The organism is Shimia sagamensis (assembly GCF_900182745.1).
GTDB classification, from domain to species: domain Bacteria; phylum Pseudomonadota; class Alphaproteobacteria; order Rhodobacterales; family Rhodobacteraceae; genus Shimia; species Shimia sagamensis.
Map to the genome: position 1 here is coordinate 462,190 of NZ_FXTY01000003.1, position 25,097 is coordinate 487,286.

General features: G+C 58.0%; 29 protein-coding genes. 17 read left to right on the top strand and 12 right to left on the bottom strand.

Annotated elements, in window-relative coordinates; translation table 11 throughout:
* Positions 1-40: 40 nt before the first annotated feature.
* Entirely contained in the window at positions 41-490 is a 450-nt protein-coding gene (locus QOL67_RS10405) for a hypothetical protein (RefSeq protein WP_283425895.1), read from the bottom strand.
* Positions 491-559: 69 nt separating this feature from the next.
* Here QOL67_RS10405 and QOL67_RS10410 point away from each other — a divergent pair, with 69 nt between their 5' ends.
* The gene (locus tag QOL67_RS10410) at positions 560-1,003 is read left to right on the top strand and encodes a MarR family winged helix-turn-helix transcriptional regulator (protein WP_283425896.1); all 444 of its coding nucleotides are present in this window, start codon (positions 560-562) and stop codon (positions 1,001-1,003) included.
* Here the strand turns inward: QOL67_RS10410 and QOL67_RS10415 are convergent.
* Positions 1,000-1,455 (bottom strand): YHS domain-containing (seleno)protein, encoded by a 456-nt coding sequence (locus tag QOL67_RS10415; protein ID WP_283425897.1) that lies wholly within the window; start codon positions 1,453-1,455, stop codon positions 1,000-1,002. The two genes, QOL67_RS10410 and QOL67_RS10415, sit on opposite strands and share 4 nt — an antisense overlap.
* Positions 1,456-1,710: 255 nt before the next feature.
* Between QOL67_RS10415 and QOL67_RS10420 the strand changes: the two genes are divergently transcribed.
* On the top strand, positions 1,711-2,466 hold the full coding sequence (locus tag QOL67_RS10420; protein WP_283425898.1) for a substrate-binding periplasmic protein: 756 nt from the start codon (positions 1,711-1,713) through the stop codon (positions 2,464-2,466).
* A gap of 71 nt (positions 2,467-2,537) precedes the next feature.
* Here the strand turns inward: QOL67_RS10420 and QOL67_RS10425 are convergent, their stop codons facing one another.
* From QOL67_RS10425 to QOL67_RS10435, 3 genes are all read right to left on the bottom strand, one after another.
* Positions 2,538-3,740 (bottom strand): acetyl-CoA C-acyltransferase, encoded by a 1,203-nt coding sequence (locus QOL67_RS10425; protein ID WP_283425899.1) that lies wholly within the window; start codon positions 3,738-3,740, stop codon positions 2,538-2,540.
* 76 nt (positions 3,741-3,816) lie between these two features.
* Positions 3,817-4,299 (bottom strand): MaoC family dehydratase, encoded by a 483-nt coding sequence (locus tag QOL67_RS10430; protein WP_283425900.1) that lies wholly within the window; start codon positions 4,297-4,299, stop codon positions 3,817-3,819.
* A gap of 196 nt (positions 4,300-4,495) precedes the next feature.
* Positions 4,496-5,509 (bottom strand): adenylate/guanylate cyclase domain-containing protein, encoded by a 1,014-nt coding sequence (locus QOL67_RS10435; protein ID WP_283425901.1) that lies wholly within the window; start codon positions 5,507-5,509, stop codon positions 4,496-4,498.
* A gap of 216 nt (positions 5,510-5,725) precedes the next feature.
* On the opposite strand from QOL67_RS10435, the gene QOL67_RS10440 reads away from it, so the two are divergent.
* The 7 genes from QOL67_RS10440 to uvrC all read left to right on the top strand — a co-directional run bounded on the left by QOL67_RS10440 (position 5,726) and on the right by uvrC (position 13,147).
* A complete protein-coding gene (locus tag QOL67_RS10440; RefSeq protein ID WP_283425902.1) occupies positions 5,726-6,262 on the top strand; it encodes an SRPBCC family protein in 537 nt (178 codons plus the stop codon).
* 162 nt (positions 6,263-6,424) lie between these two features.
* On the top strand, positions 6,425-7,348 hold the full coding sequence (locus QOL67_RS10445) for an ABC transporter ATP-binding protein (RefSeq protein WP_283425903.1): 924 nt from the start codon (positions 6,425-6,427) through the stop codon (positions 7,346-7,348).
* The gene (locus QOL67_RS10450) at positions 7,345-8,106 is read left to right on the top strand and encodes an ABC transporter permease (RefSeq protein WP_283425904.1); all 762 of its coding nucleotides are present in this window, start codon (positions 7,345-7,347) and stop codon (positions 8,104-8,106) included. The genes QOL67_RS10445 and QOL67_RS10450 overlap by 4 nt, the downstream gene beginning before the upstream one ends.
* A gap of 114 nt (positions 8,107-8,220) precedes the next feature.
* A complete protein-coding gene (locus tag QOL67_RS10455; protein ID WP_283425905.1) occupies positions 8,221-9,018 on the top strand; it encodes a S49 family peptidase in 798 nt (265 codons plus the stop codon).
* 172 nt (positions 9,019-9,190) lie between these two features.
* Positions 9,191-10,141, top strand: a complete 951-nt coding sequence (locus tag QOL67_RS10460) for a calcium/sodium antiporter (protein WP_283425906.1) — start codon at positions 9,191-9,193, stop codon at positions 10,139-10,141.
* Between the two features lie 17 nt (positions 10,142-10,158).
* Complete coding sequence (locus QOL67_RS10465; RefSeq protein ID WP_283425907.1) at positions 10,159-10,911, top strand: SDR family oxidoreductase; 753 nt, start codon at positions 10,159-10,161, stop codon at positions 10,909-10,911.
* A gap of 361 nt (positions 10,912-11,272) precedes the next feature.
* Positions 11,273-13,147, top strand: a complete 1,875-nt coding sequence (uvrC, locus tag QOL67_RS10470; RefSeq protein ID WP_283425908.1) for an excinuclease ABC subunit UvrC — start codon at positions 11,273-11,275, stop codon at positions 13,145-13,147.
* Between the two features lie 23 nt (positions 13,148-13,170).
* On the opposite strand, the gene QOL67_RS10475 is transcribed toward uvrC, so the two are convergent.
* Positions 13,171-13,500: a hypothetical protein gene (locus tag QOL67_RS10475; RefSeq protein WP_283425909.1), complete on the bottom strand. Its 330-nt coding sequence runs from the start codon at positions 13,498-13,500 to the stop codon at positions 13,171-13,173.
* Between the two features lie 153 nt (positions 13,501-13,653).
* Here QOL67_RS10475 and pgsA point away from each other — a divergent pair, with 153 nt between their 5' ends.
* From pgsA to QOL67_RS10490, 3 genes are read left to right on the top strand one after another with little or no spacing between them, the layout of a single operon-like run.
* Positions 13,654-14,313, top strand: coding sequence for a CDP-diacylglycerol--glycerol-3-phosphate 3-phosphatidyltransferase (pgsA, locus tag QOL67_RS10480; protein ID WP_283425910.1), 660 nt, complete (start codon positions 13,654-13,656; stop codon positions 14,311-14,313).
* A 5-nt stretch (positions 14,314-14,318) separates the two neighbouring features.
* On the top strand, positions 14,319-14,564 hold the full coding sequence (gene moaD / locus QOL67_RS10485) for a molybdopterin converting factor subunit 1 (protein ID WP_283425911.1): 246 nt from the start codon (positions 14,319-14,321) through the stop codon (positions 14,562-14,564).
* A 12-nt stretch (positions 14,565-14,576) separates the two neighbouring features.
* Positions 14,577-15,020, top strand: coding sequence for a molybdenum cofactor biosynthesis protein MoaE (locus tag QOL67_RS10490; protein ID WP_283425912.1), 444 nt, complete (start codon positions 14,577-14,579; stop codon positions 15,018-15,020).
* Positions 15,021-15,158: 138 nt separating this feature from the next.
* On the opposite strand, the gene QOL67_RS10495 is transcribed toward QOL67_RS10490, so the two are convergent.
* Positions 15,159-16,541, bottom strand: coding sequence for a pyridoxal phosphate-dependent decarboxylase family protein (locus QOL67_RS10495; RefSeq protein ID WP_283425913.1), 1,383 nt, complete (start codon positions 16,539-16,541; stop codon positions 15,159-15,161).
* Between the two features lie 72 nt (positions 16,542-16,613).
* On the opposite strand from QOL67_RS10495, the gene QOL67_RS10500 reads away from it, so the two are divergent.
* Positions 16,614-16,919, top strand: coding sequence for an ArsR/SmtB family transcription factor (locus QOL67_RS10500; protein ID WP_283425914.1), 306 nt, complete (start codon positions 16,614-16,616; stop codon positions 16,917-16,919).
* Positions 16,920-16,999: 80 nt separating this feature from the next.
* On the opposite strand, the gene QOL67_RS10505 is transcribed toward QOL67_RS10500, so the two are convergent.
* The 3 genes from QOL67_RS10505 to ubiA all read right to left on the bottom strand — a co-directional run bounded on the left by QOL67_RS10505 (position 17,000) and on the right by ubiA (position 20,496).
* Positions 17,000-17,326 (bottom strand): hypothetical protein, encoded by a 327-nt coding sequence (locus tag QOL67_RS10505; RefSeq protein ID WP_283425915.1) that lies wholly within the window; start codon positions 17,324-17,326, stop codon positions 17,000-17,002.
* Entirely contained in the window at positions 17,313-19,469 is a 2,157-nt protein-coding gene (locus QOL67_RS10510) for an OmpA family protein (protein WP_283425916.1), read from the bottom strand. Before QOL67_RS10510 ends, QOL67_RS10505 begins: the two co-directional genes overlap by 14 nt.
* 61 nt (positions 19,470-19,530) lie before the next feature.
* Positions 19,531-20,496, bottom strand: a complete 966-nt coding sequence (gene ubiA, locus QOL67_RS10515) for a 4-hydroxybenzoate octaprenyltransferase (protein WP_283425917.1) — start codon at positions 20,494-20,496, stop codon at positions 19,531-19,533.
* 12 nt (positions 20,497-20,508) lie between these two features.
* On the opposite strand from ubiA, the gene QOL67_RS10520 reads away from it, so the two are divergent.
* The 4 genes from QOL67_RS10520 (at position 20,509) to QOL67_RS10535 (ending at position 24,290) form a co-directional block, all read left to right on the top strand.
* The gene (locus QOL67_RS10520) at positions 20,509-21,327 is read left to right on the top strand and encodes a 16S rRNA (uracil(1498)-N(3))-methyltransferase (protein ID WP_283425918.1); all 819 of its coding nucleotides are present in this window, start codon (positions 20,509-20,511) and stop codon (positions 21,325-21,327) included.
* Positions 21,324-22,175 carry a GNAT family N-acetyltransferase gene (locus tag QOL67_RS10525; RefSeq protein ID WP_283425919.1) on the top strand — a complete coding sequence of 284 codons (852 nt, stop codon included), beginning with the start codon at positions 21,324-21,326 and terminating at the stop codon, positions 22,173-22,175. Before QOL67_RS10520 ends, QOL67_RS10525 begins: the two co-directional genes overlap by 4 nt.
* Before the next feature lie 171 nt (positions 22,176-22,346).
* Positions 22,347-22,856 (top strand): hypothetical protein, encoded by a 510-nt coding sequence (locus QOL67_RS10530; RefSeq protein ID WP_283425920.1) that lies wholly within the window; start codon positions 22,347-22,349, stop codon positions 22,854-22,856.
* Between the two features lie 63 nt (positions 22,857-22,919).
* A complete protein-coding gene (locus QOL67_RS10535; RefSeq protein WP_283425921.1) occupies positions 22,920-24,290 on the top strand; it encodes a glutamate--cysteine ligase in 1,371 nt (456 codons plus the stop codon).
* A 28-nt stretch (positions 24,291-24,318) separates the two neighbouring features.
* Here the strand turns inward: QOL67_RS10535 and QOL67_RS10540 are convergent, their stop codons facing one another.
* On the bottom strand, positions 24,319-24,759 hold the full coding sequence (locus QOL67_RS10540) for a hypothetical protein (RefSeq protein WP_283425922.1): 441 nt from the start codon (positions 24,757-24,759) through the stop codon (positions 24,319-24,321).
* 66 nt (positions 24,760-24,825) lie between these two features.
* The gene (locus tag QOL67_RS10545; protein ID WP_283425923.1) at positions 24,826-25,080 is read right to left on the bottom strand and encodes a hypothetical protein; all 255 of its coding nucleotides are present in this window, start codon (positions 25,078-25,080) and stop codon (positions 24,826-24,828) included.
* Between the last annotated feature and the right edge of the window lie 17 nt (positions 25,081-25,097).

Here is a 25,097-nt window from a genome sequence, read left to right on the forward strand (position 1 = left end):
GAATGAGAAAACGCCCCACAATGTCGGGGCGTTTTTTGCTTTATGCTTTGGCGCGACGACGTTTGCCAGCGGTGAGTTTACGGCCGTCGCGAATGTTGAGGCCAAGCAGAGTTAGGTTGAGGGCGCCAGCGATCAACTCGAGAATTTGCACCACGTAAAAGGGGGTGTCGAAGCTGCCTGCCTGCGCCTTGGTTGCCAGGAACAGCGCTGCGGGGATCAGGATCAGGATACCGTTGGCGGCCACGATTGGCGTGCGTTTGGATTTTTTGCCTAAGACGCCACCTTTCCGGGCTTTTGCCAATTTGAAGCCAGTTGCCCCCGCAACCGCCATGGCTGGGATCAGGATGAAAAAGCCGTAGGGAATCGTGGTTTTGACAGCTGTGATAGCGGCGTGATCCAGGAAGACTTCGGAAATCAAGGTGGAAATCCAAAAGGTTGCAATGGTGACGGTGGCCAAGGCGGCAGCGGCTTTGTGAACTGTGGATAGCATGGGAATCTCCATTTACATAGCTTGCTATATTATATTGTATAGCGTGCTATGTAATGCAAGGGTGTTGGTATGGATTTTCGAACGGAGACCTCATTGGGCTATGTGGTGAACCATTTTGCGCGGCTTATGGCGCGTGACTTGGAGGCGCGCATAAAACCACATGGCATGGCGCTGGGCGCGTTTCCGGCTTTGTTGCATTTGTGGGAGAAAGATGGGCTGACCCAAAAGGAGCTGGTCGCAAAATTGGGCATTGAGCAACCGACTCTGGCGGCGACGTTGACCCGCATGGAGCGGGACGGGCTGGTCACACGTCAGCGCGACGCGGGCGACGGGCGGGTGCAGCGGATACGGTTGACCGACAAGGCCCGCGCTTTGCGTGAGCTGGCCTATGCTGAGGCAACAGCGGTCAATGCGCGGGCTGTGGCTGGGCTAACGGAGGCAGAGCAACAACAGCTTCTGACACTCATGGGACGTGTGATCTCCTCTTTGGAGACCACACCGGGGAGCGATTAGCCCAAGACGTCAGGCCAGTTGGCAAGGCCCTTCTTGATGTTGCCGGGGATGTCCTGACGCCAGAGTTCCTGTGCGCGCAGGTTGGCGTTGAGGTAGAGCACGTCCTCGTGGATGGTCCAGGCCTCGGGGATTGTCGGTGCAAGGTAACCCTTAGAGGCCGCATAGGCGCAGTAGCCGCCAAAACGTGGGGCGTAAATCTCTGGATTGGCTTGAAATTTCGCCGCGTTTTGGTCGGAGGCAAAGCGCCAGGTCGCGCCGTTCCAGTCGACAAGGTTTGCGGCTGAACCTTCGACCGGTTTTTGCTCGGCGAAGTATGCCACTGGGTCATATCCATTGATTGCGATGGGGTTTTGAAACACTTCCGGTTCGCGGGCCAATGCGACCTGAGATGTGAGTGCGTAAGCCAAAGGCGTTGCAGCAAAAAGGCCTAGGGCGGCGCGGCGTGTGAGCATGATTGTTCCTCCTATGTTGGAGGCAATATACGGGTAAGTCGGGATTTAGGGAGCAGGCTTCACCGGGCTGTGATTGTCTGTGAGGGGGCAAGTTTGCCTGATATCGTCTGAGTAGTGACAAAATCACAAATGTGAATGATGAGTCCAGACTGGGGCCCTGCATAAATCCAAACCCAGAAATAAATATCAATTTAACCCTCTCAGCAGAGCGTTTTAGCCAGCTTTGAAACGCTTTCACAACTGGAGGACTTTGAATTGTTGAAACGTGTTATCTACGCCGCCACTCTGGCCTGCGCGACCGCGGCGACCGCTGCGCCTATCAAGCTGGTTCAGGATGAGGCTTACGCGCCCTATATGGGGCTGGAAAACGGTCAGCCAACCGGCATTTGGGCTGAGTTTATTGATGAAGCAATGTCGCGCGTCGGAGGGGAGTACGACGTGGTGGTGGAGGCCGTACCCTGGTCGCGTGCGGTGAATCTGGTGGAGTCCGGTCAAGCACACGGGCTTATTGGCACATATCACCGCCCAGATTCCCGCCCCTGGATTGGCACCTATTCGACATCACCAGTGACTGAGAAAGTGTCGGTGTATTGTCGCGAAGGTGTGGCGCAGTCAGACTGGGCCTATCCCGCGGATTTTGCAGGGCTGACCTTTGGCAACAACGCCGGTTTTGGCACGCCAGGGAAAGCCTTCTTTGAGATGGTCGATGCCGGCTCCATCACGCTGCAAGAGGCGCAGACCACCGAGCAGAACCTAAAGAAACTCGAGAAAGGGCGCATTGATTGCTATGTGCAGGAGCAGTTGGCTGCTGAAATGGTGATCAACGGCAAAGGCCTAAAAGGCGTGGTGCGCGTGTTGGATGCGTCCGCGGAGACCGCACATATTGGGTTTCGTGCCGATTGGCAGGATGAAGAATCCAAGAAGTTCATTGCAGATTTCAATGCCGCACTGCAATCCATGATGGATGACGGCACCGTGGCGGAGATCGTGTCAGCCACGGTTGGCGGCTGAGCTGGTATTACCTGACATTGGAGCGCAATGCCTGACGGAGGCGCTGCGCTTTTTCTTTTGACATTAAGAAGTTACAGAACTTCGAACAAACCGGCCGCGCCCATGCCGCCTCCGACACACATGGTGCAGACGACATATTTCGCGCCACGGCGTTTGCCTTCGATCAGGGCGTGGCCGACCATGCGGGCGCCGGACATGCCGTAGGGGTGGCCAATGGAAATGGCACCGCCGTTGACGTTTAAGATCTCGTTGGGAATGCCCAACACGCGGGCTGAGTGTAGCACCTGACAGGCAAAAGCCTCATTGAGTTCCCAGAGGCCGATTTCATCCATTTGTAGGCCGTGGGCCTTGAGGAGTTTTGGCACAGCATGGATCGGGCCGATGCCCATTTCATCCGGTTCAAGGCCAGCTGCCATCACACCAACATACCGGCCAAGCGGCTCAAGGCCTTGTTTTTCCGCTATTTTGGCTTCCATGATCACCGAGGCGGAGGCGCCGTCAGACAGTTGACTGGCATTGCCTGCGGTGATGTGTTGGCCTTCTTTGACCTGCTGTCCGTCTTTGAAGACAGGGGGCAGGCCTTGCAGGTTTTCTAAAGTGGTGGACGGGCGGTTGCCTTCGTCTTTTGTGAGGGTAACCTCCTGAAAGGAAACCTCTTTGGTCTCTTTGTCCATCACACCTTTGGTGGAGGCCAAGGGCACAATCTCGTCGTCAAACTTGCCAGCCGCCTGTGAGGCGGCGGTGCGCTGTTGGGATTGCAGGGCGTAGGCGTCTTGGTCTTCGCGGGTCACGCCGTAGCGGGCGGCGACGATCTCTGCGGTCTCCAGCATGGTCATGTAGAGCGCCGGTTTGTGTGCTTTGATCCAGGGATCAACCCGCCGGTCCATGCGCATTTTTTCGTTTTGTACCAAGGAGACAGACTCAACGCCGCCCCCAATGGCCACGTCCATACCGTCATGCACCACCTGTTTCGCAGCCGTGGCGATGGCCATCAATCCGGAGGCGCATTGGCGGTCAAGTGACATGCCTGCGACGGTTACGGGCAAGCCCGCGCGGATCACGGCCTGGCGGGCGATATTGCCGCCAGTGGCGCCTTGCTGAAGCGCGGCGCCGATGATGCAGTCCTCAACCTCATGGCCTTCCAAGCCGGCACGGGAGACAGCATGGGAGACTGCGTGTCCGATCAATTCCTGCGCCTGGGTGTTGTTGAACGCACCACGGTAGGCCTTGCCAATGGGCGTGCGGGCGGTGGAGACAATGAGGGCGTCGCGCATGTTCAATTATCCTGTTTTCTCACGCCGGTATTGCGTCTGTATCGCGTCTGCTTTGTGGAGGTCCGATTTTGCGCCCTTAGCTGGCCTGTGCGTAGGTCTCGACGCCTTGCTCAAAGCGCAGGTTTTTCCACTGCGCGACCAGTGCAGGCTTGTCCTCACCTTTGATCTCGACAGTCACATTCCACTGCATTTCGATCACACCCGGCTGTGGCTCCGAGTATTTGGCTAGCGTGAAGCGGCCACGAATTTCGGCACCCGCTTTCACCGGGGCCACGAAGCGCACACGGTCAAACCCGTAGTTGATGCCGGTGCTTTCTGCCTCGGTGCGTGGCACCGCGTTGGCGATCATCTGGCTGAGCAGGGACAGGGTCAGAAAGCCGGGCGCAACGGTGCCGCCATATGGCGTGTCTTTGGCCGCATCTGGGTCTGTGTGAATAAGCTGCGCTTCGCCGGTGGCCTTGGCAAAGGCGTCGATCATGGCCTGGTCAATTTTGACCCATTTGGAGAGGCCAAATTCGCAACCCACGCCGTCTTCGAGTTTGAGGATTCTGGAAATCATGCCTCTGGCCTCCCAACCTTTGTCCGCGCGTTAACGCATTCCGCTATGCGGAAAAGCTTTCCGCTCTCTTCCTAAGAGACGGGATTCGGCGCCATCTGTCAATAAGCGGAAACTGATTCCGCATAGCGGAATTAGTGGCGGGGCGTAGCAAATTGTGCCTTCAGGCGAGGGGGCAGAAGTTAGGTGATCGGGGTGGTTAGGTGCGTTTGCGCCTGCCGCGCATCACGTGGACAAAGAGCAACGCGCCAGCAGGCCAGATGACCCAAAAGAAGCCGCTCCAAGAAAACAGGTTGATCATAACCAAGGCCGCTACAACGATGGCACCGCGCACAAAGGGGAGGCTTCTGCGTTCAGTGACCCACAGCGGGGCGGCTTGCCAAAGCCAAACGGTCAGCAAGACGAGGCCCGGCCAATGTGCCCAAATCCCGCGACCTGAAATCATGTCGATCAAACATAGAGCTGCAAAAATTATGCCAAATTGTTTAGCGCGGCTTCGAAGGGTTTGTTCGAAATCGTTGTCCAGAGTCTCTGGTGCATTGGTCTCTGGCCGCTTTTTGTTGAGCACTTCGTCAAACTCGTCCTCCGGCCAGTCGCTGGCCTTGGGCTTGGCGGCGGGCTGTGTTGGCTGTTTGCGCGGCGTGGCTGTCTCCGGACGCTCCGGCTCTGGGATGTGCATTTTGGGATGGGAGTGCGCCAATGACGCGACGCAATAGACCTGCACGCCTTCGGAAAAGTTCTTGGGGTGGCGTTCCCCGATGTAGTCAAACCCAACCGTGAGTTTGCCGCGCACCTGATCGTAGACCTGCTGCGACAACAAAATCCCGCCTGGTTCCGCCATGCTTTGAAGCCGGGCTGCGAGGTTGACGCCTTCGCCAAGAAGATCTTCGCCATCCACCATCACATCCCCCAAGTGAATGCCAATCCGGAAGTTGAGCGCTGTATCGGGATTGTGTTGCAGGTCGCTGAGCTCGCGTTGGACTTCAATGGCGCATTGCACAGCTTCGACCACCGAGGGAAATTCCGCAATCAGACCATCGCCTGCGGTATTTGCGACCCGGCCGTGATGGCGGGAGATAAATTTTTTGAATACGGCGCGCGCCGCTTTGAGAGACCGGAGGCCTTCCTCCTCATTCAATTCCATCACACGGCTGTAGCCAGCGGCATCTGCTGCAAGAATGGTGGTCAGCTTCCGTTGAATGTCGGAGGGCATATCAAAACTCTCATGTTAAAACGATTAACTTCAGTGCCACACATATGGGGCGAAGTAAGAAAGGATCAAGTCCTAATATACACAGGTTTGCCCAGGATTTTCTGTGTAAGACCGTCACAGAGTGTTCTTGAGACGTGGCGTACGACCTTGGTGCGCTTGCGGCGGTTTGCGCATGTGCCTAGGTTGGCGAACAACGCGGACAGGAGGAGAGCTGCCATGCATATGAGTGATCAACGCGAAATTGCGGCCCCGGTGGCTGAGGTTTGGGCCGCATTGCTGAGCGCGGATAGCCTGTTGAACTGTGTGCCAGGCGCCAAAGAGGTGACCGGCAATGCAGAGGACGGCTTTGAAGCAACTGTGGTGCAGAAGGTTGGACCGGTAAAGGCAACGTTCAAAGGCAAAGTGGTGTTGTCTGACCTGGTGGAGGGGGAGAGCCTGACGTTGACTGGCGAAGGCAAAGGTGGCGCGGCTGGCTTTGCCAAAGGTGCGGCGGATGTGACGCTGGGCGCCAGTGAGGCAGGTACGCTGTTAAGCTATGATGTGGACGCCAAAGTGGGTGGCAAGCTGGCGCAGCTGGGCAGCCGGTTGATTGATGGGTTTGCCAAGAAGATGGCGGATCAGTTTTTCACCAACTTGCAGGCGTCTTTAGAAGGGCCGGTCGAAGAGGTGGAAGACGCAGTGGAAGAAGGGGCAGGCGACGTCGAAGAGGCCGCGCCCAAGAAGAGCCTTTTGAAGCGCATGACCGGCGGCTGACCTAAGCGCGGGATCTACTTTTCTCTAACAGATTGCGCCACCGGGCTTGTAGAGCCGTGCGGTGGTGCACATATCCCTCTGAAAATTTGCGCACTTGGCGCTGACTTGCCACCTGTTAGGGTGGCGCGCTCAAGATGTGCAGCCCGGAAGAGGGAGCCGGCAGTGATTGTAGACATAAAAGATTTGCGCAAAACCTACAAAGGTGGGTTTGACGCGCTCAAAGGCGTGACATTGGGCATCAAAGAAGGCGAGATTCTCGCGCTTCTGGGTCCCAATGGTGCGGGAAAAACCACACTTATTTCCACCATTTGCGGGATCACCAACCCGAGCTCTGGCTCGGTGACAGTTGGCGGGCATGATGTGGTGAAAGATTACCGCGCGGCGCGGTCGATGATTGGTTTGGTGCCACAGGAGATCAACCTGGAGCCGTTCAACAAGGTGATTGACGTGGTCACCTATTCGCGCGGCTTGTTTGGCAAAAAGGCCAACCCGGCGAAGATTGAAGAGATCCTGAAGCAGTTGTCTCTGTGGGACAAAAAAGACGCACGTGTGATGATGCTGTCTGGGGGTATGAAGCGGCGTGTGTTGATTGCGAAGGCTTTGAGCCATGAGCCTCGGGTTTTGTTTCTGGATGAGCCCACAGCGGGCGTGGACGTGGAGCTGCGCAAGGACATGTGGGATATCGTGGCCAAGCTCAAAGAGCAGGGCGTGACCATCATTCTGACCACCCACTACATCGAAGAGGCCGAGGCCATTGCGGATCGTGTGGGCGTGATCAACGGTGGTGAGCTGCTGCTCGTTGAGGAAAAGGCCGCGTTGATGCAACGCTTGGGGCAGAAGACGCTGCAAGTGGACCTGCAAGCGCCGGTAGATGCTGTGCCTGAGAGCCTTACGAGCTACGATCTTGAGCTTGCAGAGGATGGCCATGCGTTGCGCTACCATTACGACACCACCGGCGAGAGCACGGGCATCACCCGGCTTTTGGGCGACATCAGTGCGGCGGGATTGCAGCTGAAAGATTTGCAGACGGATCAGTCGAGCCTTGAAGACATCTTTGTCGGGCTGGTGAAGGAGGACGCGGCATGAACTATACGGCTGTATGGGCAATCTACTCCTCGGAAATGGTGCGATTTTTCCGAACCATCGCGCAGAGCTTCATTTCGCCGGTGATCTCAACGTCACTGTATTTTGTGGTGTTTGGCGCCGCGATTGGCAGCAGGATTGATCAGGTGGAGGGCGTGAGCTATGGCGCGTTTATTGTGCCGGGTCTGATCATGTTGTCGGTGATGACGCAGGCGCTCTCAAACGCGTCTTTTGGCATCTACTTTCCCAAGTTTATTGGCACTGTGTACGAGCTTTTGAGCGCCCCCATCAGTTTCTTTGAGATCGTGCTTGGGTTTGTCGGGGCCGCCGCCACCAAAGCGCTGTTCATTGGTGTGGTGATCCTTGTCACGGCGTCGCTGTTTGTGGATGTGCCGGTGACACACCCTTGGGCGATGGTGCTGTTTTTGGTGCTCACCTGCGTGAGTTTCTCGCTGTTTGGCTTCATCATTGGGGTTTGGGCGGGCAACTTTGAGCAATTGCAGTTGATCCCACTGTTGGTGGTGACACCGCTGGTGTTCCTCGGTGGGTCGTTTTATTCGATCTCCATGCTGCCGCCGATCTGGCAGAAAATCACCCTGTTTAACCCCGTGGTGTATCTGATTTCCGGCTTCCGCTGGTCCTTCTTTGGCACCGCAGATGTGCCAGTTGGCCTGAGCCTGTTGGCGATCTTTGGCTTCACGTCGCTGTGCATGGTGATCATCTGGTGGATCTTCAAGACCGGTTGGCGCATTCGGGCGTAAAGACAACCTGTGACGCGGGGTGACTCGCGTCACCCCAAGCTTTTTGATCACAAACATCGCTTTCCTAGGGTGCTTGCCTTGTGAAACGACCATGCGCGTTCTAAATGCCATGGGATGAAACGCTTAAACCCCTTTGCCAAAAAAGCGCCCACAGTGGCGGTTGTGCGTCTGCAAGGCATGATTGCCGCAGGCGGCCGTGGACAATTGAACGACGCCATTCTGGCGCCGTTGCTGGAAAAAGCCTTTGCCAAAGGCAAGCCTGCGGCTGTGGCTTTGGAAATCAATTCTCCTGGTGGCAGCCCGGTGCAAAGTGCGCTGATTGGCAGCCGCATTCGGCGATTGGCCGAGGAAAAGAACATCCCTGTCATTGCTTTTGTTGAGGATGTGGCCGCGTCTGGTGGGTACTGGCTCGCAGCGGCGGCGGATGAGATTTACGCAGACGAAAGCTCGGTTGTGGGCTCGATTGGGGTCATCTCCGCCGGGTTTGGTGCCAATGTGTTCTTGTCGCGTCAAGGCATTGAACGGCGGGTCTATACCGCAGGCGAAAGTAAATCGATGCTTGACCCGTTTAAGCCGGAGCAGGCCGAAGACGTGGCGCGATTGAAGCGGATGTTGGAGCAAATTCACCAAAACTTCATTGCCCATGTGCAATCTCGGCGGGATGGCAAACTTGCCGACAATGATGATCTGTTCACTGGAGAAATCTGGATTGGGTCTCAAGCCAAAGAGGTGGGCCTGATTGATGAGGTTGGCCATTTGGTGCCGGTGCTGAAAGCACGCTTTGGCGACAAGGTAAAGCTGCGTCGGTATGGAATAAAACGCTCTATGTGGCAGCGTTTTGGGGCGTCACTCGCCCAAGATGCTGTATCTGGCATTGAGGAACGCGCGCAGTTTGCGCGGTTTGGACTCTGAGGTGCTGGTAAAGATTGTCACTCTGTTCCTGGTTGGCATGGCGGTGCTTGCGATGTTTGGCAAACTCCGGTTTCCCGGGCAGAAACAGCTGCAATCCAAGAAATGCGCCAACTGCGGGCGGTTTAAAATTGGCAAGGGGCCATGCCCCTGTCGGAAGGACATGGGGTAAACTATGGAATGGCTGCTGGTATCGCTGGGATTGGTGATCCTGCTTTTGGCCGGGGACGCGCTGGTACGTGGCGCTGTAAACCTGTCGTTGCGGATTGGGATTCCGGCTTTGATCGTCTCCTTGACGATTGTGGCCTTTGGTACCTCTGCGCCTGAACTTCTGATTTCGCTGCAAGCGGCGCTGAAAAACGCGCCGGGCATTGCCATTGGTAATGTTGTTGGCTCCAACATTGCCAACATCCTACTTGTCTTGGGTATTCCGGCTATTTTGGCGCCGATCCACACCAGCCACTGCAACTCCAAACGCAACTTCATCATGATGATCGCAGCCACTTTACTGTTCATCGCGTTGGCGGCGGATGGGTTCTTCCGCATGGGCAATGGATTGGTTCTATTGGGCGCGCTGGCTGTGGTTTTGAGCAGTGCTTTCTATCAAGCGCGCTGTCACAAAAAGGCGGAAGCCGCCATGGTGATGGAAGAGGAAGAAGTTGAGGGCGCGGACCCGGACATGCCGTGGTGGCGCATCATTGTTTTCCTTCTCTTGGGTCTGATCGGCCTGCCGTTGGGTGCGGATCTGATGGTGGACAACGCCGAGATCATTGCCCGCCGCTACGGGGTGAGCGACACAGTGATTGGTCTGACGCTGATTGCGTTGGGCACCTCGCTGCCGGAGCTGGCAACCACAGTGATGGCAGCGCTGCGGCGTCAGGCGGATGTGGCGCTTGGCAACGTGATTGGCTCCAACATGTTCAACCTGTTGGCCATCATCGGCATCACATCGATTGTGCATCCGATCCGCGTGGACCCTGACTTCTTCGATTTTGATTTCTGGGTGATGCTGGGGGCCTCGCTTCTGTTGATCCCGTTTGTTTTCCTCAAAAGAGACATCACACGCATTTGGGGTGTTGTTCTCACTGCGCTCTATCTAATCTACATTCTGATTACCCTGACCTGACATAATCGGAGGCTGACATGGCGCGGGCATTGGTGACTGGCGCCGGACAGCGGCTTGGACAAGCGATGGCGATGGCGCTGGCGCAGCGTGGCTATGACGTGGCGGTGCATTATGCGACCTCTGAGGAGGGCGCAGAGGAGACCGTGGCAGCAATTGAAGCCTTTGGGCAAAAAGGCGTCGTTGTACAAGCGGACCTGCTGGACGAGGCGCAGACCGAAGCTCTGTTTACGCAGAGCGTAGTGGCATTGGGTGGGCCGATCACCTGCTTGATCAACAATGCGTCGATCTTTGAGGACGACAGCTTGCAGACTTCAACCAGAGAGGGGTGGGATCGGCATATGGAGAGCAACCTGCGCGCACCGTATGTTTTGACACAGGCGATGGCGCGACAAGGCCTCAAGGCGTCTTTGGACGCGGCGGGCGAGCCTGTGGCAGCCGGCCTTGTGGTGAACATGCTGGATCAACGTATTCGCAACCTGACGCCGGAGTTTTCGACCTACACCTTGGCCAAGATGGGGCTGTGGGCGTTAACGCAAACAGCCGCGCAGGGATTGGCTCCGGATATTCGGGTTAATGGGATTGCGCCAGGGCCGACGTTGCAGGGCGCGCATCAAAGCAACGCGGAGTTTTCGGCAGAGCGCCATGGGACGGTGCTAAAGCGGGGCGTGGGCTCTCAAGATATTGTCGCTGCCTTGGGGTACTTGCTCGACGCACAGGTGGTCACAGGGCAGGCAATCTGTGTTGATGGCGGGCAGCATTTGACGTGGTGACCTGCCGGTACTGGGTCTGTCGCTAGGTTTGCTGGTTGCGGTAACGATGCGCTAACTTCGGAGCGAAACACGCATGTCAGAGATAAGTTTTGCACCGGTCACGGTTCTGTTACATAAATTTTACTTTTTCTTAATGATTTCAACGATTTGCCGTTTGGTCAAAAAAGTTTCCTTTTAAATCAATGAGTTAATTTTGTGCCTATTTTTTAGGCGACGCGATGAAAGTGGCCAAAAACAAGGGAAATCCGCGGAAGCCGGAAAGATATCTCCAGACTTATCCACAGTATCCGTGGATTTGTTTACCCTTGCGTCAGAACCGTCAAGATTGCAGCCAGAGGAAAAGAATCATAATTGAGAAGACATGAGTGAAGACAGCCCAGTAGCTCCCGACGGCCCGACGGGACACGAATGTATACATAGCTATCTGAAAACACTGGACGGTTCGCCCGGCGTCTATCGCATGCTCGATGCGCAGGCGCGGATTCTCTACGTTGGCAAGGCGCGCAATTTGCGGGCGCGGGTTTCCAATTATGCGCGGCCCTCTGGGCATTCCGGGCGGATCGCGCGGATGATCTCCGAAACCACGTCGATGATGTTTCTGACCACCAAGACGGAAACCGAGGCGCTGCTGCTTGAACAGAACCTGATCAAACAGCTGAAGCCGAAGTACAACGTGCTGCTGCGGGATGACAAAAGCTTCCCGAATATCTTGGTCAGCCGCGCGCATGGGTTTCCGCAGATCAAGAAGCATCGCGGGGCCAAGAAGGAAAAAGGCAATTACTACGGTCCGTTTGCCAATGCCGGGGCGGTCACCCGTACGTTGAGCCAGCTGCAAAAGGTGTTTTTGCTGCGCAACTGTTCTGATGCGCAGTTTGAGAGCCGGACACGACCGTGTTTGCTGTTCCAGATCAAGCGCTGCTCTGGCCCGTGTGTGGGGCGGATCTCGGAAGGCGACTACGCTGAAAGCGTGCGCGATGCGGAGCGGTTCCTGTCTGGGCGGTCGACGCAGATACAGGAGACCTTGGCCAAGCAGATGCAAGCGGCGTCTGAGGCGATGGAGTTTGAGAAAGCGGCGACGTTGCGGGATCGCATTCGGGCGCTGACCTCGGTGCAGCAAACGCAAGGCATAAACCCGCGAGGCGTGGCAGAAGCGGACGTGATTGCGCTGCATCTGGAGAAGGGGCAGGCCTGTGTGCAGGTATTCTTCATCCGGGCAAATCAGAATTGGGGCAACCGGGATTTCTACCCGCGTGTTGGGGTGGATGTGGAGGCTGCGGAGGTGCTGGAGGCCTTCATTGGTCAGTTCTACGACGGTAAGGAGCCGCCGCGGCAATTGATCCTGTCACATGCGATCGAGAATGCGGCGCTGATGGCGGAGGCGCTGGGGTCCAAGGCCGGGCGCAAGGTTGAGATCACCGTGCCCCAGCGCGGCGAGAAGGCGGAGCTTGTCTCAGGCGCGGCAAGGAATGCGCGGGAAAGCCTGGCGCGCAAGATGAGTGAGACAGCGACCCAAGCAAAACTGTTGCAAGGCGTGGCAGAGGCGTTTGATCTGGACGGGCCGCCGCAGCGGATTGAGGTCTACGACAACAGCCACATTCAGGGCACCAATGCGGTGGGTGGCATGATTGTGGCTGGTCCCGAAGGCTTCATGAAAAACAGCTATCGCAAGTTCAACATCAAGGGGGATGACATCACGCCGGGGGACGATTTTGGCATGATGAAAGAGGTGCTGAACCGGCGGTTTAAGCGGCTGCTCAAGGAAGACCCGGATCGTGACAAAGGCATGTGGCCGGACCTGCTGTTGATTGATGGCGGCGCGGGGCAGGTGAGTGCGGTGCGTGAGATCATGGAAGAGTATGGCGTGGAGGACGTGCCGATGGTGGGGGTGGCCAAGGGGGTGGACCGCGACCACGGCAAGGAGGAGTTTCACCGCGTGGGTAAAAGCGTGATGGCGCTGCGCCGGAATGATCCGGTGCTGTATTTTGTGCAACGCCTGCGCGATGAGGCGCACCGATTTGCGATTGGCACGCACCGCGCAAAACGCGCCAAGGCCGTGGGCGCAACGCCGCTGGATGACGTGCCAGGCGTAGGCGCGACGCGCAAGCGGGCCTTGTTGGCGCATTTTGGCAGCGCCAAAGCGGTGAGCCGGGCCAATTTGGCGGATTTGAAAGCCGTGGATGGGGTTTCAGACAAACTGGCGGAGACAATCTACGACTTTTTCCACGAAGGAAGTTAAAAGCAGCGCGCGTTGGGGGTTGCCTAGGCTGGTATTTTGCCACGCAGCACCAAGTTTTCGACAATCTGCTCGACAAAACCCACCATGCCGTCTGGACCGGAGGCACGGTCTTTGAGGTGAATACACAGGTCAGGGCGGCGGGTGGCGATCAGGCCAATCAGGTCACCGCGCATGTCATCACCCATGCTGGCGCCCATAATGACGCAGCAAATACGGGGCTCCGTGTCCAACTGGCGGATGACTTCGCCGTGGTCATGCGCCCCAAGCCATTGAATGGGCAGGTGGTCGAGTTGGCGCGGAACGGCGCCAATCACGTTGGGTAGTTTCCCAACAAGCAATACAACAGGTTGCATAGGGGTATCTCCTCTTTGACGGTCTGCGGCCGAGGGGTTTGCCTGCTTTGCCTTGTGCCAGTGTAGCACAGATTTGTGACGGGAGGGCCATGGTCGCATTGCCGCATCACAATGCAGCTTCCCCTGAGCCGGGAGACAGGCTAAATCAAGGTCATGACCTGGAATATTCCCAACATCCTTTCTGTGATGCGCCTGTTTGCAGCCCCTATGGTTGCCGTAATGTTTCTCTATTTTGAAAGGCCTTACGCGGATTGGTTTGCGCTGATGCTGTTTTTGGTCGCGGCCGCGACCGATTGGTTTGACGGCTATCTGGCACGGTTGTGGAAGCAAGAAACCCGCATGGGTGCCATGATTGATCCAATTGCGGACAAAGCGATGGTGGTGATCGCGCTGATGGTGATTGTGGGCTACAGCTCTATGTCGCCGTGGCTGGTGCTGCCGGCAACGGTAATCCTGTTCCGGGAAGTGTTTGTTTCCGGACTGAGGGAATTCCTTGGCGATACGGCCGGAACGCTTAAGGTCACCAAGTTGGCAAAATGGAAAACCGCTACGCAAATGGTTGCGATTGCTTTCCTTTTTGGACAAGGCGTGTTTGAGCATTACCTTGGCATGTCGGCTTGGGGCATGGATCTCGCGCTGTTTGATCAGATCATGGCGGGAGAGGTCGAAGACCTGCAAGGGCTGCGCTGGAAGCACACCGGCATGGTGTGGAACGGCTGGGTCGGACTTTTGTTGCTGTGGATTGCTGCCGGTTTGACGGCGATCACCGGACTTGACTACTACGTCAAAGCAAAGCCTCACCTAAAGGATTGATTGCCATGGATGTTCTCTATTTTGCTTGGGTGCGCGAGCGCATTGGTATCCCTAAAGAAAAGGTGGAAACCGGCGCGGCAACGGTGATGGCGTTGGTTGAAGAGCTGAAGGCGCGGGAAGAGCGTTATGAGGTGGCCTTCTCGGATTTGAGTGCCTTGCGTGTGGCGGTGGATCAGGAATTGACCGACTTTGACGCGCCGCTTGAAGGCGTGCGTGAGGTGGCGTTTTTCCCTCCAATGACAGGCGGTTAAGAGGTTTTGACCATGCGGGTTGTTGTTCAGGAAGAGCCGTTTGATTTTGGCCGTGAGGCGCAGGAATTTGCGACCGGGCACAGCAATATGGGCGCGATTGTCACCTTCACCGGTGTGGTGCGCGACGCTGACCAAGGCGGCATGGATCGGATGGTGATTGAGCACTATCCCGGCATGACCCAGAAGGCGCTGGAGAAGATCGCGGCAGAGGCCGTAAGCCGTTGGGATCTTGGAGATGTTTTGGTTATTCACCGACACGGTGAGCTGCGTCAGGGCGACATGATCATGATGGTGGCAACCGCGTCGCGGCATCGGGTGAATGCCTTTGAGGCGGCAGAATATCTGATGGATTACCTGAAGTCTCGCGCGCCGTTCTGGAAGAAAGAATACACCGCAGACGGGGCCGAGTGGGTCGCCGCAAAAGACGAAGATGAGGACGCGCTGAGCCGCTGGTAATGCCTACTCGTTAACCGGCGGATTTGCCCCGTTTGGGACGTCGGTATTTGGTCTGTATCGCGACTGTTTTGCGGAGGTGCGTGTTTTTGCGGCCGCGCGGCGGGCGAGCGTAAACCCACCGCGCGGCGCAACGCCGCTTTAGGCAACAGCTTTTGAGGTGAGAACCGCCTCGCGGGCTTTGGCGATGGCGGCGACCAGTCGGTCGATGTCCATCTCTGTTGTGGCCCAGTTGGAGACACTCAGTCGGAAGCCGTTTTGGCTTTGCCAGGCGGCGGCACCAAACCAAGCTTCACCGGATGCCTGAACCTCTGCCGTTATTGTGGCGCAGAGGTCGGGGGTGTCGGGCAAGGTCACAAACACCTGATTGAAGTGCACCTGATGTGGCACGCTAAAGCCTTCATTGCGCAGCGCCGCTGCGAGGCGGGTGGCTTTGCTGTGAAACCCCATGATCATGTCATTGAGGCCGTCGCGACCAAGGGAGAGCAGGGCGGCGTAAGTTTCGGCACCGCGGGCGGCGCGGCTGAACTCTGGTGTCAGGTCGGCAGGTGAAGGATCGGTGGGCGGCAAGTAGGCGGCACCGATGGCCATGGAAGCACGCATCTCTTCGGGATGGCGACAGAGGGCCAGACCTGAATCATACGGCGCGTTGAGGGTTTTGTGGGCGTCCACCACCCAGCTGTCAGCTTTCTCCAGTCCCGTGAGGGCATCGGAGAGCTCGGGCACGGCGCGCGCCCAGAGGCCAAAGGCGCCATCGACATGCAGCCATGCGCCTGCGGCCTGGCAGGCCTCGGCGATCTCGCCAATCGGATCAAACGCGCCGGTGCAGACGTTGCCAGCCTGTGCCAACACAATGCAGGAGGCATCAAGCTTGGGCAGCTTGTCGGCACACATGCGGCCCTGATCATCGGTGGGGACGCGTTCGATGTCGTCGGAGCCAAGGCCAATCAGGCGCAGGGATTTGAGCACTGTGGCGTGGATTTCGGCGCTCGCGATCACGCGCAGGGCAGGGGCGCTGAGCAGGCCTTTGCCGCGCGGGTGGCCGAGCCGGGCCAGCAATGTGTCGCGCGCGGTGGCCAGCAGCGTCATGTTGGCCATGGTCGCACCGGTGGTGAAAGCGCCTTCGGTTTCTGCGGGAAGGTTTAACAGGTCGATGATCCAGCGCACGGCGGTTTGCTCCATCTGCATCACCGATGGGCCGGTGTCTGCATTGGCGCATTGGTCCCAGGCGGAGAGGAGCGCGCGGGCACCGGAGGCGGCAGGCAGCGCGCCGCCGATGACATAGCCGAAGTAGCGCCCGGCGGCGGTGGCACCGGTGCCGGGGCCACCTGCGTCTTGCATCAGGGAGAGCACGTCGTTGGCGCGCTGGCCGTGTTGAGGGAGCGGGATGTCGAGCGCGGGGAGTTGCGCTGTATCTGCGTTCACGGCGCGCTCGGAGAGTGATTGCAGGTAGGCCTCGCCAAGTTTCGCGCCTTGGGCAAAGGCTTGGGCTTGGCGGGCGAGGGGATCTGAGGCTATGGTCATATCGAGATCAGTCTATATAGGGAATCATCTATATTGATAATTGACGATATAAGCCAAGAGTCAACTGAGTCGGTGACGGCGCAGGCAAACGTCTTTGCCGCGCTGTCCAGTCCTGTGCGCTTGCAGATCATGCTCTGGCTGCTGGACCCGCGCCCGCATTTTGCGCCGCAGGTGGATGGGGATTTGGTAGAGGATGGCGTTTGTGTGGGGCGGATTGTCAACAAGCTGGATCTGTCGCAGCCCACGGTCAGCGCCCATATGAAGAAACTGAGCGCCGCCGGATTGGTGCGCGGCAAGAAGATCAACAACTGGATTTTCTATAAACCGCGGCGGGAGGTGCTGAAGGCGGCCGGGGTGGTATTGGGGGTGCCAAAATAGCGACCAAAACTCCCGGGTAAGAAAAGGGCCAGCCCCTTGCGAGACTGGCCTTTGATGTCTTGGGCGGTGTGTCGCGCCGTTTACGCCCCGCCGAGGTGCTCTACGTGGTTGCGCAGTTCTTCGGCTTCCTGGCGGGCGTCGCGCAGGCCATCCATGGCGGCGCGCAGCTCGGCTTCGGTCTGGGCCAGTTGATTGGTCAGCTCGGCTTCGCGCTGTTGCAGGTAGGTGATCGCTTGATCGCGGGTTTCCTCAGCTTCGTGCAGCTCTTGGGACATGCGCTCCAGCTGGTCGACATCTGCTTGCGCGACGCGGGTGAAGCGGTGCACCAGCCAATTGGCAAACCAGCCCATGCAGAAGGCCACAAACAGAATGACGGCGGTGGTCAGGATGAACTCAATTCTGGTCATTTGTCTCGTCCTCTGCGCCGTCTTGTGGTGCGGCGTTGTCTGTAGGTGTCTCTGTGGCGGCGTCTTCAGCCGTGTCTGTCGTCGCTGCGTCTGCCTCAGTGGTGGCGGCTGCATCAGAGACCGCGCTAGAGGGTGTGTCTTCGGTGGCCGGTGTGGCGGCGTCTTCTGGCGCTGTCTCAGTTGCGTCTTCCGCTGTCGCCTCAGAAACTGCTGTTCCGCCTTCCGCCGCGCCTTCGGTGGTGGCGGCTTCGGCTTCGGCTTCTGTTGCTGCTGCCTCACCTGCAGATGTTTCTGCAGTAGCTTCTGTCACGGCTTCTGACTGTTCTTCTTCAGGCACGATGCGGACAAACTCGATGCGGCGGTTGGCTTCGCGGCCTTCAGCGGTGTCGTTGTCAGCAATGGGTTGGCTCTCGCCATAGCCCAATGCAAGGAAGCCTTTGGTCAGAACGCGCCGGTCTTGCAGGGCTGTGAGAACAGCCAGAGCGCGGGTTTGTGACAGCGCCTGGTTCATGCTCTCGCGGCCTTGGCTGTCGGTGTGGCCCTGGATCTCGATTTGCAGATCAGGACAGGCGTTGAGCTCTTCGGCCAGCTTATCGATGATGGCGGCGGCGCTGGCGTCCAGCGTGCCTTTGCCCGGTTCAAATGCAATTTTGGTCTCATCCTGAAGCGTCTGGATGTTGGCCATGCACTCTTCGTTGGTGGGCAGGCCGGCCAGCGGGTCCAAAGCCTCAACATAGGTCACATTGATGGCGAAGTGATCGGTCTGGCTTAACTTTGCGGCTAAAAGCTGTGCGATTCGGGCATTGGTCTCGGTGTTGCCGGTTTTGCCGGTGATAGACACAGACTCCGGCGTGACCAGCAGGGACCCGTTGTTGAGCATCGATAGCGCGTCCAGTCCGGCCATCACGCGGAAGGGCCAGGTGGGGGGCAGGGTCTCGTCCAGTCGGGTCGCCATATGCACAGTTTCAGTGCCAAAGCGGGCGCGGGCGTAGGCGTCGGTGGTGTCCCGTGCGATGTCGTTGGGTAGGCGGCCGCGCAGTTGCACCAGACCTTCGGGGCTGAGCGTTGCGGTGAATTCCTGCGCCACGGCGCCGTCGTCGTCAGCCTCGGGCGTGGGGGTCAAAATTGCCAGCAGAGCAAAAGCTTCGGGCAGGGTGCCTTCAAGCTCGCCCACGACGCGATCAAACAGGGCCTGGTCGGTGCCCATTTGTGCGGTCAGTGTGATGTCGGCGTCCGAGATGGTCAGGGTGCCGCCACCGAGTTCCGACAAGCCACGCATGGAGGCGGCAACAGCGTCTGCCCAGCGGGTGGAGGGCACGCCAAGGCCAATCACACATTCGGTGTTGCCGGTTAGGCCAGCGGAGCGCGCGGCAGTCAAGATCCGGGCGCGGGCTTTGTCGGTGTCGGCGGAACAAGCGTCAAAGCGGGCCCCATCCTCGTCCACCAGGAAACGCAGTGTAAACGGGGTGATCACCGGGCGCGGGGCGGAGATGTTCAGGTGGATTTCAAGCCCTGTTGGTGCGCGACGGGTCAGGTCGATCTCCAGTTCGGCGCGCTCTTCGGGGCTGTCGGCCATGGCGGTCACGTCAACACGCCCGGCTTTTACCGAGATTTTGGACCGCGGCAGATCTTTCAGCGCGGCGATGGCAAAGCGGGTGGCCGAAGACCAGCCAGACGGCGCGGCGTAATCGGCGGTTTCCAAGAGGTCGGCAACTTCGCCATTGGCGGAGATGTTTTTGAGTTCGCGCAGCATGCGGTCGCGATCCGCGCTTCGTGGGATCAGGCCAATCAATGAGATACCCGCGTCGTTGCGTAGGATCTCAACGGAGAACCGGGGCGGTGCGATGGCGGCAGTGGCAGGCACTTCCATATTATCGATCACGCGGGCGGCATCGACAATGCGGCCCGCGGCAGAGATGGCTTTGAAGCGGTCCGCTTCTGAGGGCGCCACGCCCGCGAGGAAGATTTGCAACCCTTCGGCATGTACCTCGGCCCAGTCCATGCCGGACTTGGAGAGTTCATGCTCCACAGTGGTTCTGGAGGTGTCTTCGATCAGGTCGGCAGACAGGCTCGCGGCGACAAGGCTCAGAAGCCCCGCCGTGGCGAAGGTAACAAACAGGATGAGGAGGGAAGAAAGTCGCATTTAGAAAGTGTGGTCCGTCCAGTTGTGCATGGTTGATACGGGGTTATGCGTCGGCTTGCAATCACAGGAAAAATGCGACGGCGAAAAACAGCAAAGGGATAAGGCCGGTGTCACGGTTGGCGCGGAACAGGCGCAGGAGGACTGCATTGTCGTCCGTGTCCAGCTGGCGCAATTGCCACTGCATGTGCCAGCCCATGGCCAATGGCCCAAGCAGCGCCACGGCCATGGAAGCTGGACTGCGTTCTATGGTGACCATCAAAACGGCAAAGCCAAACAGCATAATGGTGAGGGTCAAAAAGCCTTGCAGCCATTTTGGGCTGTTTTTGCCAAACAGGCGGGCGGTGGATTTCACCCCAATCAATGCGTCGTCTTCGGTGTCTTGATGCGCGTAAATCGTGTCATAAAACAGTGTCCAGATGATGCCGGCGACATACAAGACTACGGCGGGCCAAGCTAAGCTTCCGGTGTGGGCGGTCCACGCCAAAAGCGCGCCCCAGTTGAAAGCAAGACCCAGGAAGACCTGTGGCCACCAGGTGAAACGTTTGGCAAAGGGATAGATCGCCACGGGGATCAGTGAGGCGATGCCCAGCAGGATGGCGTTTACGTTGAAGGTCAGCAGGATGGCGGCGGAGATCAGGGTCTGGAGGCCCATCCAGATAGCGGCCTGTTTGGTGGTGACCTGGCCTGACGGGATAGGGCGGGAGCGGGTGCGGGCGACTTTGGCGTCAATGTCGCGGTCGGTGATGTCGTTCCATGTACAGCCAGCGCCGCGCATCAGGAAAGCGCCCATAGCGCAACCAAAGGCAATCCAGAGGTCAAAAAGTGTGGCTTGGCCGTCGCTCAGAATGGCCAGCCCAAGGCTCATCCAGCAGGGCAGAAGCAGCAACCACGTGCCAATGGGACGGTCGGCGCGCGAGAGGCGAAGGTAGGGGCGGGACCAAGCTGGGGCCAGATGGTCGACCCAATTGCCTTTCACAGCGTCAGAAACTTGCCCCTTGGGGTCTTCCTTTGCGGGCGTGTCGGCCATATGTCGGTTCCCATGAAACAGGCAAAAGTCAGACTGTATGTAGAGCAGGGCTTGGGGGAAGGGCAAACCATTCCTCTGACCAAAGAGCAGGCGCATTACCTTTTTGGCGTGATGCGCATGGCGGTGGGTGATCCGGTGCTGTTGTTTAACGGGCGGGACGGCGAGTGGCGCTGTGTTGTGACCGTGGCAAACAAGCGCAATGGCGAGCTGGTGTGTGAGGCACAGACCAAGCCGTTGCAGATGCCGCCGGACCTGTGGCTGTGCTTTGCGCCGATCAAGAAGGCGCGCACAGATTTTATTGTTGAGAAAGCGGCAGAGATGGGCGCGGCGCGGATTGTGCCAGTGAACACCGATTTTACCAACAGCGAGCGTATCCGGCAGGATCGTCTGCAAGCCCATGCGGTGGAAGCGGCGGAGCAATGTGGCGGGACCTATGTGCCGGAGGTCAGCGATCTGGTGAAATTGGATCGGTTGCTGGCGGAGTGGCCCGAGGGGCGGCAGTTGATGTTCTGTGACGAGGCCGAAGTGGGCGAACAGCTTTGGCTGGAAGCGCTGCCCAGCGACCGAGCCGAGGGTGGACGCGAAGCGCCCGCCCGTAGGGGCGGATCGGGCGCTGATCGGATCGCAAGCGATCCGATTCCGGGGAGAGACGGTCGGCCTTGGGCAATTTTGATTGGGCCGGAAGGTGGGTTTTCTGAGGCCGAGCGAGCCCGGTTGAAAGCCTTGCCGTTTGCACATGTGGTGAGTCTTGGGCCGCGGATTTTGAGGGCGGATACGGCGGCTGTGGCGGCGATGACCTTGTGGCAGCAGAGCCTTGGGGATTGGCAGTGAGCTGGCGCGCGGTCACGGAGGCGGACCTTGGCTGGATTGAGCCGTTCCTGCGGGACCATGTGCAGAGCTCGATGTTTTTGCTGGGGAATCTGGAGCAGCATGGCTTGGGCAGTGATGCTCCTAGAGGTCTTAAGATTTGGGCCTTGGACAGTGGGCGGCAGGGCATTTTGGGTGTGACCAATGAAGGTATGGTTTTACCACAAGCGCCCATGATGACCGACGACGAGTTGTCTCAGTTGGGGCCAATTTTTGATGAGCGCAGTTTGATGGGCTGTTGTGGCGAGGCCGCTCAGGTCGCGCAGATATTGGCGATTCCTGAGGTGCGTGCACAGAAGCTGGTGTCTCATGACACACAGCCACATTTTGTCATGTCACTTGAGGATTTACGCCTGCCCGAGATTGGTGGATTGACTTTGGTTCCGTTGGAAGCTGCGCCTCGGGACCTCGCGACGTCTTGGCGCGAAGCGTATCTGACGGAAGTGCCCGGTCTAGCGGTGTCGGATCCGGTATTGACGGCTCAAAAGGACATTCACGGGTATCTGGAACGCAACAGCCACCGCGTTGTGATGCGGGATGGTCATCCGGTGGCGATGACTGGGTTTAATGCGCAGACCTCGGATGTCGTGCAAATTGGCGGAGTGTTTACGCCGCCGGAATTGCGCGGGCAGGGTTTGGCGCGGGCTGCGGTGGCGCTTCATTTGGCCGAAGCGCGAGATGCAGGAAAGACCCATGCGACCCTGTTTGCGGCCAGTGAGGCTGCGGTTAGAGCTTATGAATCTATTGGATTTAAGCCATGCGGACGATTTGCCATGGCGTTTTTTGATATGAACGTTGAGGCCACGGCATGAACATCGCAGCATTTTTGGCGAGGAACTAAGGGCGGCGACTGACCGCGGGCGGAAAGGGAAGCGCCCGCCCAGGAGGGCGGTCCCTATCGGGAGCTTTTCTATGAAAAGCCCCTTCCGGCAATGGGGCGCTGCCCGAACTGTCGTCCGGGCGAAACAGGAGAGGCAAGTGACATGACATTCATACGACCCGAGGCCCGCGCGGCGGTGGCGCAGTGGCGGGAAGCTTTGGTGGGCGGCGCGGTGCTGTTGCTTGGCCTATGGTGGGCCAGTGGCTTTGGCGTGATGAAATGGCTCGGGATCGGTTTGGTTGCTGTTGGCGCAGTGCTGATTGTCAGCGGTCTGCAACGTGGGCGGTTTCGGATTGGCAAAGGTGGTCCGGGCGTGGTTCAGGTGGACGAGGGCGAGGTGGCCTATTTTGGTCCGCTCAACGGCGGCAGCGTGGCCATTCGCAGCCTGAGCCGATTGGTGCTGGATGGGCGCAGCACGCCTTCGGTCTGGGCGCTGTATCAACCCGGACAGGCGCCGTTGCAGATTCCTGTAAATGCGGAAGGCTCCGATGCGTTGTTTGATGCCTTTGCGTCGCTTGAGGGCATTCGCACGGAACACATGTTGGCTAAGCTGAAAGCCACACCGGATCAACCGGTCGTGATCTGGGCCAAATCAGACCCCCGGTTGCATTGACACTGCCCAAATTTACGATCACGACTACTGTCCCAAGCGAGTTTGCAGGAGCGGAGCAAGCCTATGTCTATCCCACAGTCCGGCGGCGGGCCGATCGAACATCACGATCAGCTGGCTGAATATCTCAGCGATGGCTGCAAACCCAAAGAAGACTGGCGCATTGGCACCGAGCACGAGAAGTTTGGCTATTGCAAAGACACGCATAAGCCGCTGCCTTATGAGGGCGAACGCTCCATTCTGGCGGTGCTGGAAGGCCTGCGTGACGGGCACGGTTGGGCCCCGGTGGAAGAAGGCGGCAAGCTGATTGGGCTGGAAAAAGACGGCGCCAATGTGAGCCTAGAGCCCGGTGGACAGTTGGAGCTGTCCGGTGCGCCGCTGGAGAGTATTCACCAGACCTGTGATGAGGTGAACCAACACCTGACCGATGTGAAAGACATCGCGGACAAGATAGGTGTGGGCTTCATTGGGCTGGGTGCTGCGCCGATTTGGAACCACGAAGACATGCCCCTGATGCCCAAAGGCCGCTACAAGCTGATGGACAGCTATATGGGCAAGGTCGGCACCATGGGCACAACCATGATGCGCCGTACCTGCACGGTGCAGGTGAACCTGGATTTTGCCAGTGAGCCGGACATGGTGCAGAAGCTGCGCGTGGCCTTGGCGTTGCAGCCGGTGGCCAATGCGCTGTTTGCCAATTCGCCGTTTCTGGATGGCAAACCCAATGGGGTGAAATCCACCCGTGGCCTGGTCTGGCGCAATCTCGATGACGCGCGCACCGGCATGTTGCCGTTTGTATTTGAGGAAGGTTTTGGCTTTGAGGCTTGGGTGCAATATGCGCTCGATGTGCCGATGTATTTTGTCTATCGCGAGGGCACTTACGTCAACGCGCTGGGCATGTCGTTCCGCGACTTTCTCAAAGGTGAGCTGCCTGCGTTGCCCGGCGAGAAGCCAACGCTGAGCGATTGGGCGGATCATCTGACCACGGCTTTCCCTGAGGCGCGGATCAAGAAGTACATGGAGATGCGCGGCGCCGATGGTGGCCCGTGGCGGCGACTCTGTGCGCTGCCCGCGTTCTGGGTGGGGCTGATGTATGATCAGTCCTCGCTGGATGCGGCCTGGGATTTGGCAAAAGGCTGGGATGCGGAAACCCGCGAAGCCTTGCGTGTGGCGGCCAGCGAAGACGGGCTTCAAGCGCAGGTTGGGACCATCAAGATGCACGATCTGGCGCGGGAAGTGTTGAAGATTTCCGAAGCGGGATTGGTGGCACGAGGCATGGCTGGAGCTGGCGGGTTGGTGCCTGATGAGACACATTTCCTGAACGCGCTGAAGGAAAGCGTGGAGAGTGGCAAAGTGCCAGCGGATGAGTTGCTGGAGCGTTATCACGGTGATTGGAACGGGGATCTGAGCAAGATCTACGGCGAATACAGCTATTGATTTTGGCGAAGGGAGCGCCGCCGCTGGCTTAGAGCAGGTGGCGTTCCTGGTGACCAAAATCGGGAAAATACTTGAGGCACTCTTCTGGCAAGTTGAGTGTCGCGAGCATTTCTGGATACCCGGGAACAACATGCAAGCGGATCGGGATGTTCTTTGCCGCGATGAGGCCCTCATACATGAGGATCGCCGGCTCAGACACTTTTGTGCTGCCAACAAGACAAATGTCGATAGGGCTATCTAAGCTGCCGTGTGTTTCGTTTGAGCGCGTGGTGAATTTGTGCATCTCGTCATAGCCAATCTCAAACGATGTCACTCGAAAAAAGTCGCTGACCTCGGACATGCCGGGTTGGTAGTCGGGGCGCTGATAGCAGGCCTGTGTTTCGACAAACAGTTCCTGAGGTGTGACCCGTCCCGAATAGACAATGTGGACGAGGTCGAGTTCAGGAATGATCGTTAGGCTGACAGGCATCGCAATCCTTTTTGATTAGTTTGCGATGCATCTTTTTTAAGGGCAACCCTGTGTCGCACTCTCCAGCTAGGTTTTTGCTGCCAGCGCTTCCACTGCAACGGCTGTGCGCCGGGTGTTGTCATAAATGCCGAGTGCCAAATAGAGCATGCCCCCCATGATCAAGACGTAGATCCCGCCAAAAACCCAGATGGCAAGGCCCGCCAGAAGTCCGCCTTGTGCATTGAACATGGCACCAAAGCCGCTCAGCACGACGCCGATCACCATGAGGATGATGATGACGGTGACAATTTTTTCCAAAGAGTTGATAAAGAAATCGCGCATTAAACTGTTCCCTGTTT

Excerpts from the sequence above, each read along its gene's own strand:
- moaD (WP_283425911.1), top strand. The coding sequence starts at position 14,319 with ATGGATGTTCTCTATTTTGCTTGGGTGCGCGAGCGCATTGGTATCCCT.
- QOL67_RS10545 (WP_283425923.1), bottom strand. The coding sequence starts at position 25,080 with ATGCGCGATTTCTTTATCAACTCTTTGGAAAAAATTGTCACCGTCATC.
- QOL67_RS10410 (WP_283425896.1), top strand. The coding sequence starts at position 560 with ATGGATTTTCGAACGGAGACCTCATTGGGCTATGTGGTGAACCATTTT.
- QOL67_RS10475 (WP_283425909.1), bottom strand. The coding sequence starts at position 13,500 with ATGCAACCTGTTGTATTGCTTGTTGGGAAACTACCCAACGTGATTGGC.
- QOL67_RS10530 (WP_283425920.1), top strand. The coding sequence starts at position 22,347 with ATGACATTCATACGACCCGAGGCCCGCGCGGCGGTGGCGCAGTGGCGG.
- QOL67_RS10435 (WP_283425901.1), bottom strand. The coding sequence starts at position 5,509 with ATGCCCTCCGACATTCAACGGAAGCTGACCACCATTCTTGCAGCAGAT.
- QOL67_RS10510 (WP_283425916.1), bottom strand. The coding sequence starts at position 19,469 with ATGCGACTTTCTTCCCTCCTCATCCTGTTTGTTACCTTCGCCACGGCG.
- uvrC (WP_283425908.1), top strand. The coding sequence starts at position 11,273 with ATGAGTGAAGACAGCCCAGTAGCTCCCGACGGCCCGACGGGACACGAA.
- QOL67_RS10405 (WP_283425895.1), bottom strand. The coding sequence starts at position 490 with ATGCTATCCACAGTTCACAAAGCCGCTGCCGCCTTGGCCACCGTCACC.
- QOL67_RS10450 (WP_283425904.1), top strand. The coding sequence starts at position 7,345 with ATGAACTATACGGCTGTATGGGCAATCTACTCCTCGGAAATGGTGCGA.
- QOL67_RS10415 (WP_283425897.1), bottom strand. The coding sequence starts at position 1,455 with ATGCTCACACGCCGCGCCGCCCTAGGCCTTTTTGCTGCAACGCCTTTG.
- QOL67_RS10465 (WP_283425907.1), top strand. The coding sequence starts at position 10,159 with ATGGCGCGGGCATTGGTGACTGGCGCCGGACAGCGGCTTGGACAAGCG.
- QOL67_RS10460 (WP_283425906.1), top strand. The coding sequence starts at position 9,191 with ATGGAATGGCTGCTGGTATCGCTGGGATTGGTGATCCTGCTTTTGGCC.
- QOL67_RS10430 (WP_283425900.1), bottom strand. The coding sequence starts at position 4,299 with ATGATTTCCAGAATCCTCAAACTCGAAGACGGCGTGGGTTGCGAATTT.
- QOL67_RS10505 (WP_283425915.1), bottom strand. The coding sequence starts at position 17,326 with ATGACCAGAATTGAGTTCATCCTGACCACCGCCGTCATTCTGTTTGTG.
- QOL67_RS10535 (WP_283425921.1), top strand. The coding sequence starts at position 22,920 with ATGTCTATCCCACAGTCCGGCGGCGGGCCGATCGAACATCACGATCAG.
- QOL67_RS10495 (WP_283425913.1), bottom strand. The coding sequence starts at position 16,541 with ATGACCATAGCCTCAGATCCCCTCGCCCGCCAAGCCCAAGCCTTTGCC.
- QOL67_RS10455 (WP_283425905.1), top strand. The coding sequence starts at position 8,221 with ATGAAACGCTTAAACCCCTTTGCCAAAAAAGCGCCCACAGTGGCGGTT.
- pgsA (WP_283425910.1), top strand. The coding sequence starts at position 13,654 with ATGACCTGGAATATTCCCAACATCCTTTCTGTGATGCGCCTGTTTGCA.
- QOL67_RS10520 (WP_283425918.1), top strand. The coding sequence starts at position 20,509 with ATGAAACAGGCAAAAGTCAGACTGTATGTAGAGCAGGGCTTGGGGGAA.
- QOL67_RS10440 (WP_283425902.1), top strand. The coding sequence starts at position 5,726 with ATGCATATGAGTGATCAACGCGAAATTGCGGCCCCGGTGGCTGAGGTT.
- QOL67_RS10490 (WP_283425912.1), top strand. The coding sequence starts at position 14,577 with ATGCGGGTTGTTGTTCAGGAAGAGCCGTTTGATTTTGGCCGTGAGGCG.
- ubiA (WP_283425917.1), bottom strand. The coding sequence starts at position 20,496 with ATGGCCGACACGCCCGCAAAGGAAGACCCCAAGGGGCAAGTTTCTGAC.
- QOL67_RS10540 (WP_283425922.1), bottom strand. The coding sequence starts at position 24,759 with ATGCCTGTCAGCCTAACGATCATTCCTGAACTCGACCTCGTCCACATT.
- QOL67_RS10425 (WP_283425899.1), bottom strand. The coding sequence starts at position 3,740 with ATGCGCGACGCCCTCATTGTCTCCACCGCCCGCACGCCCATTGGCAAG.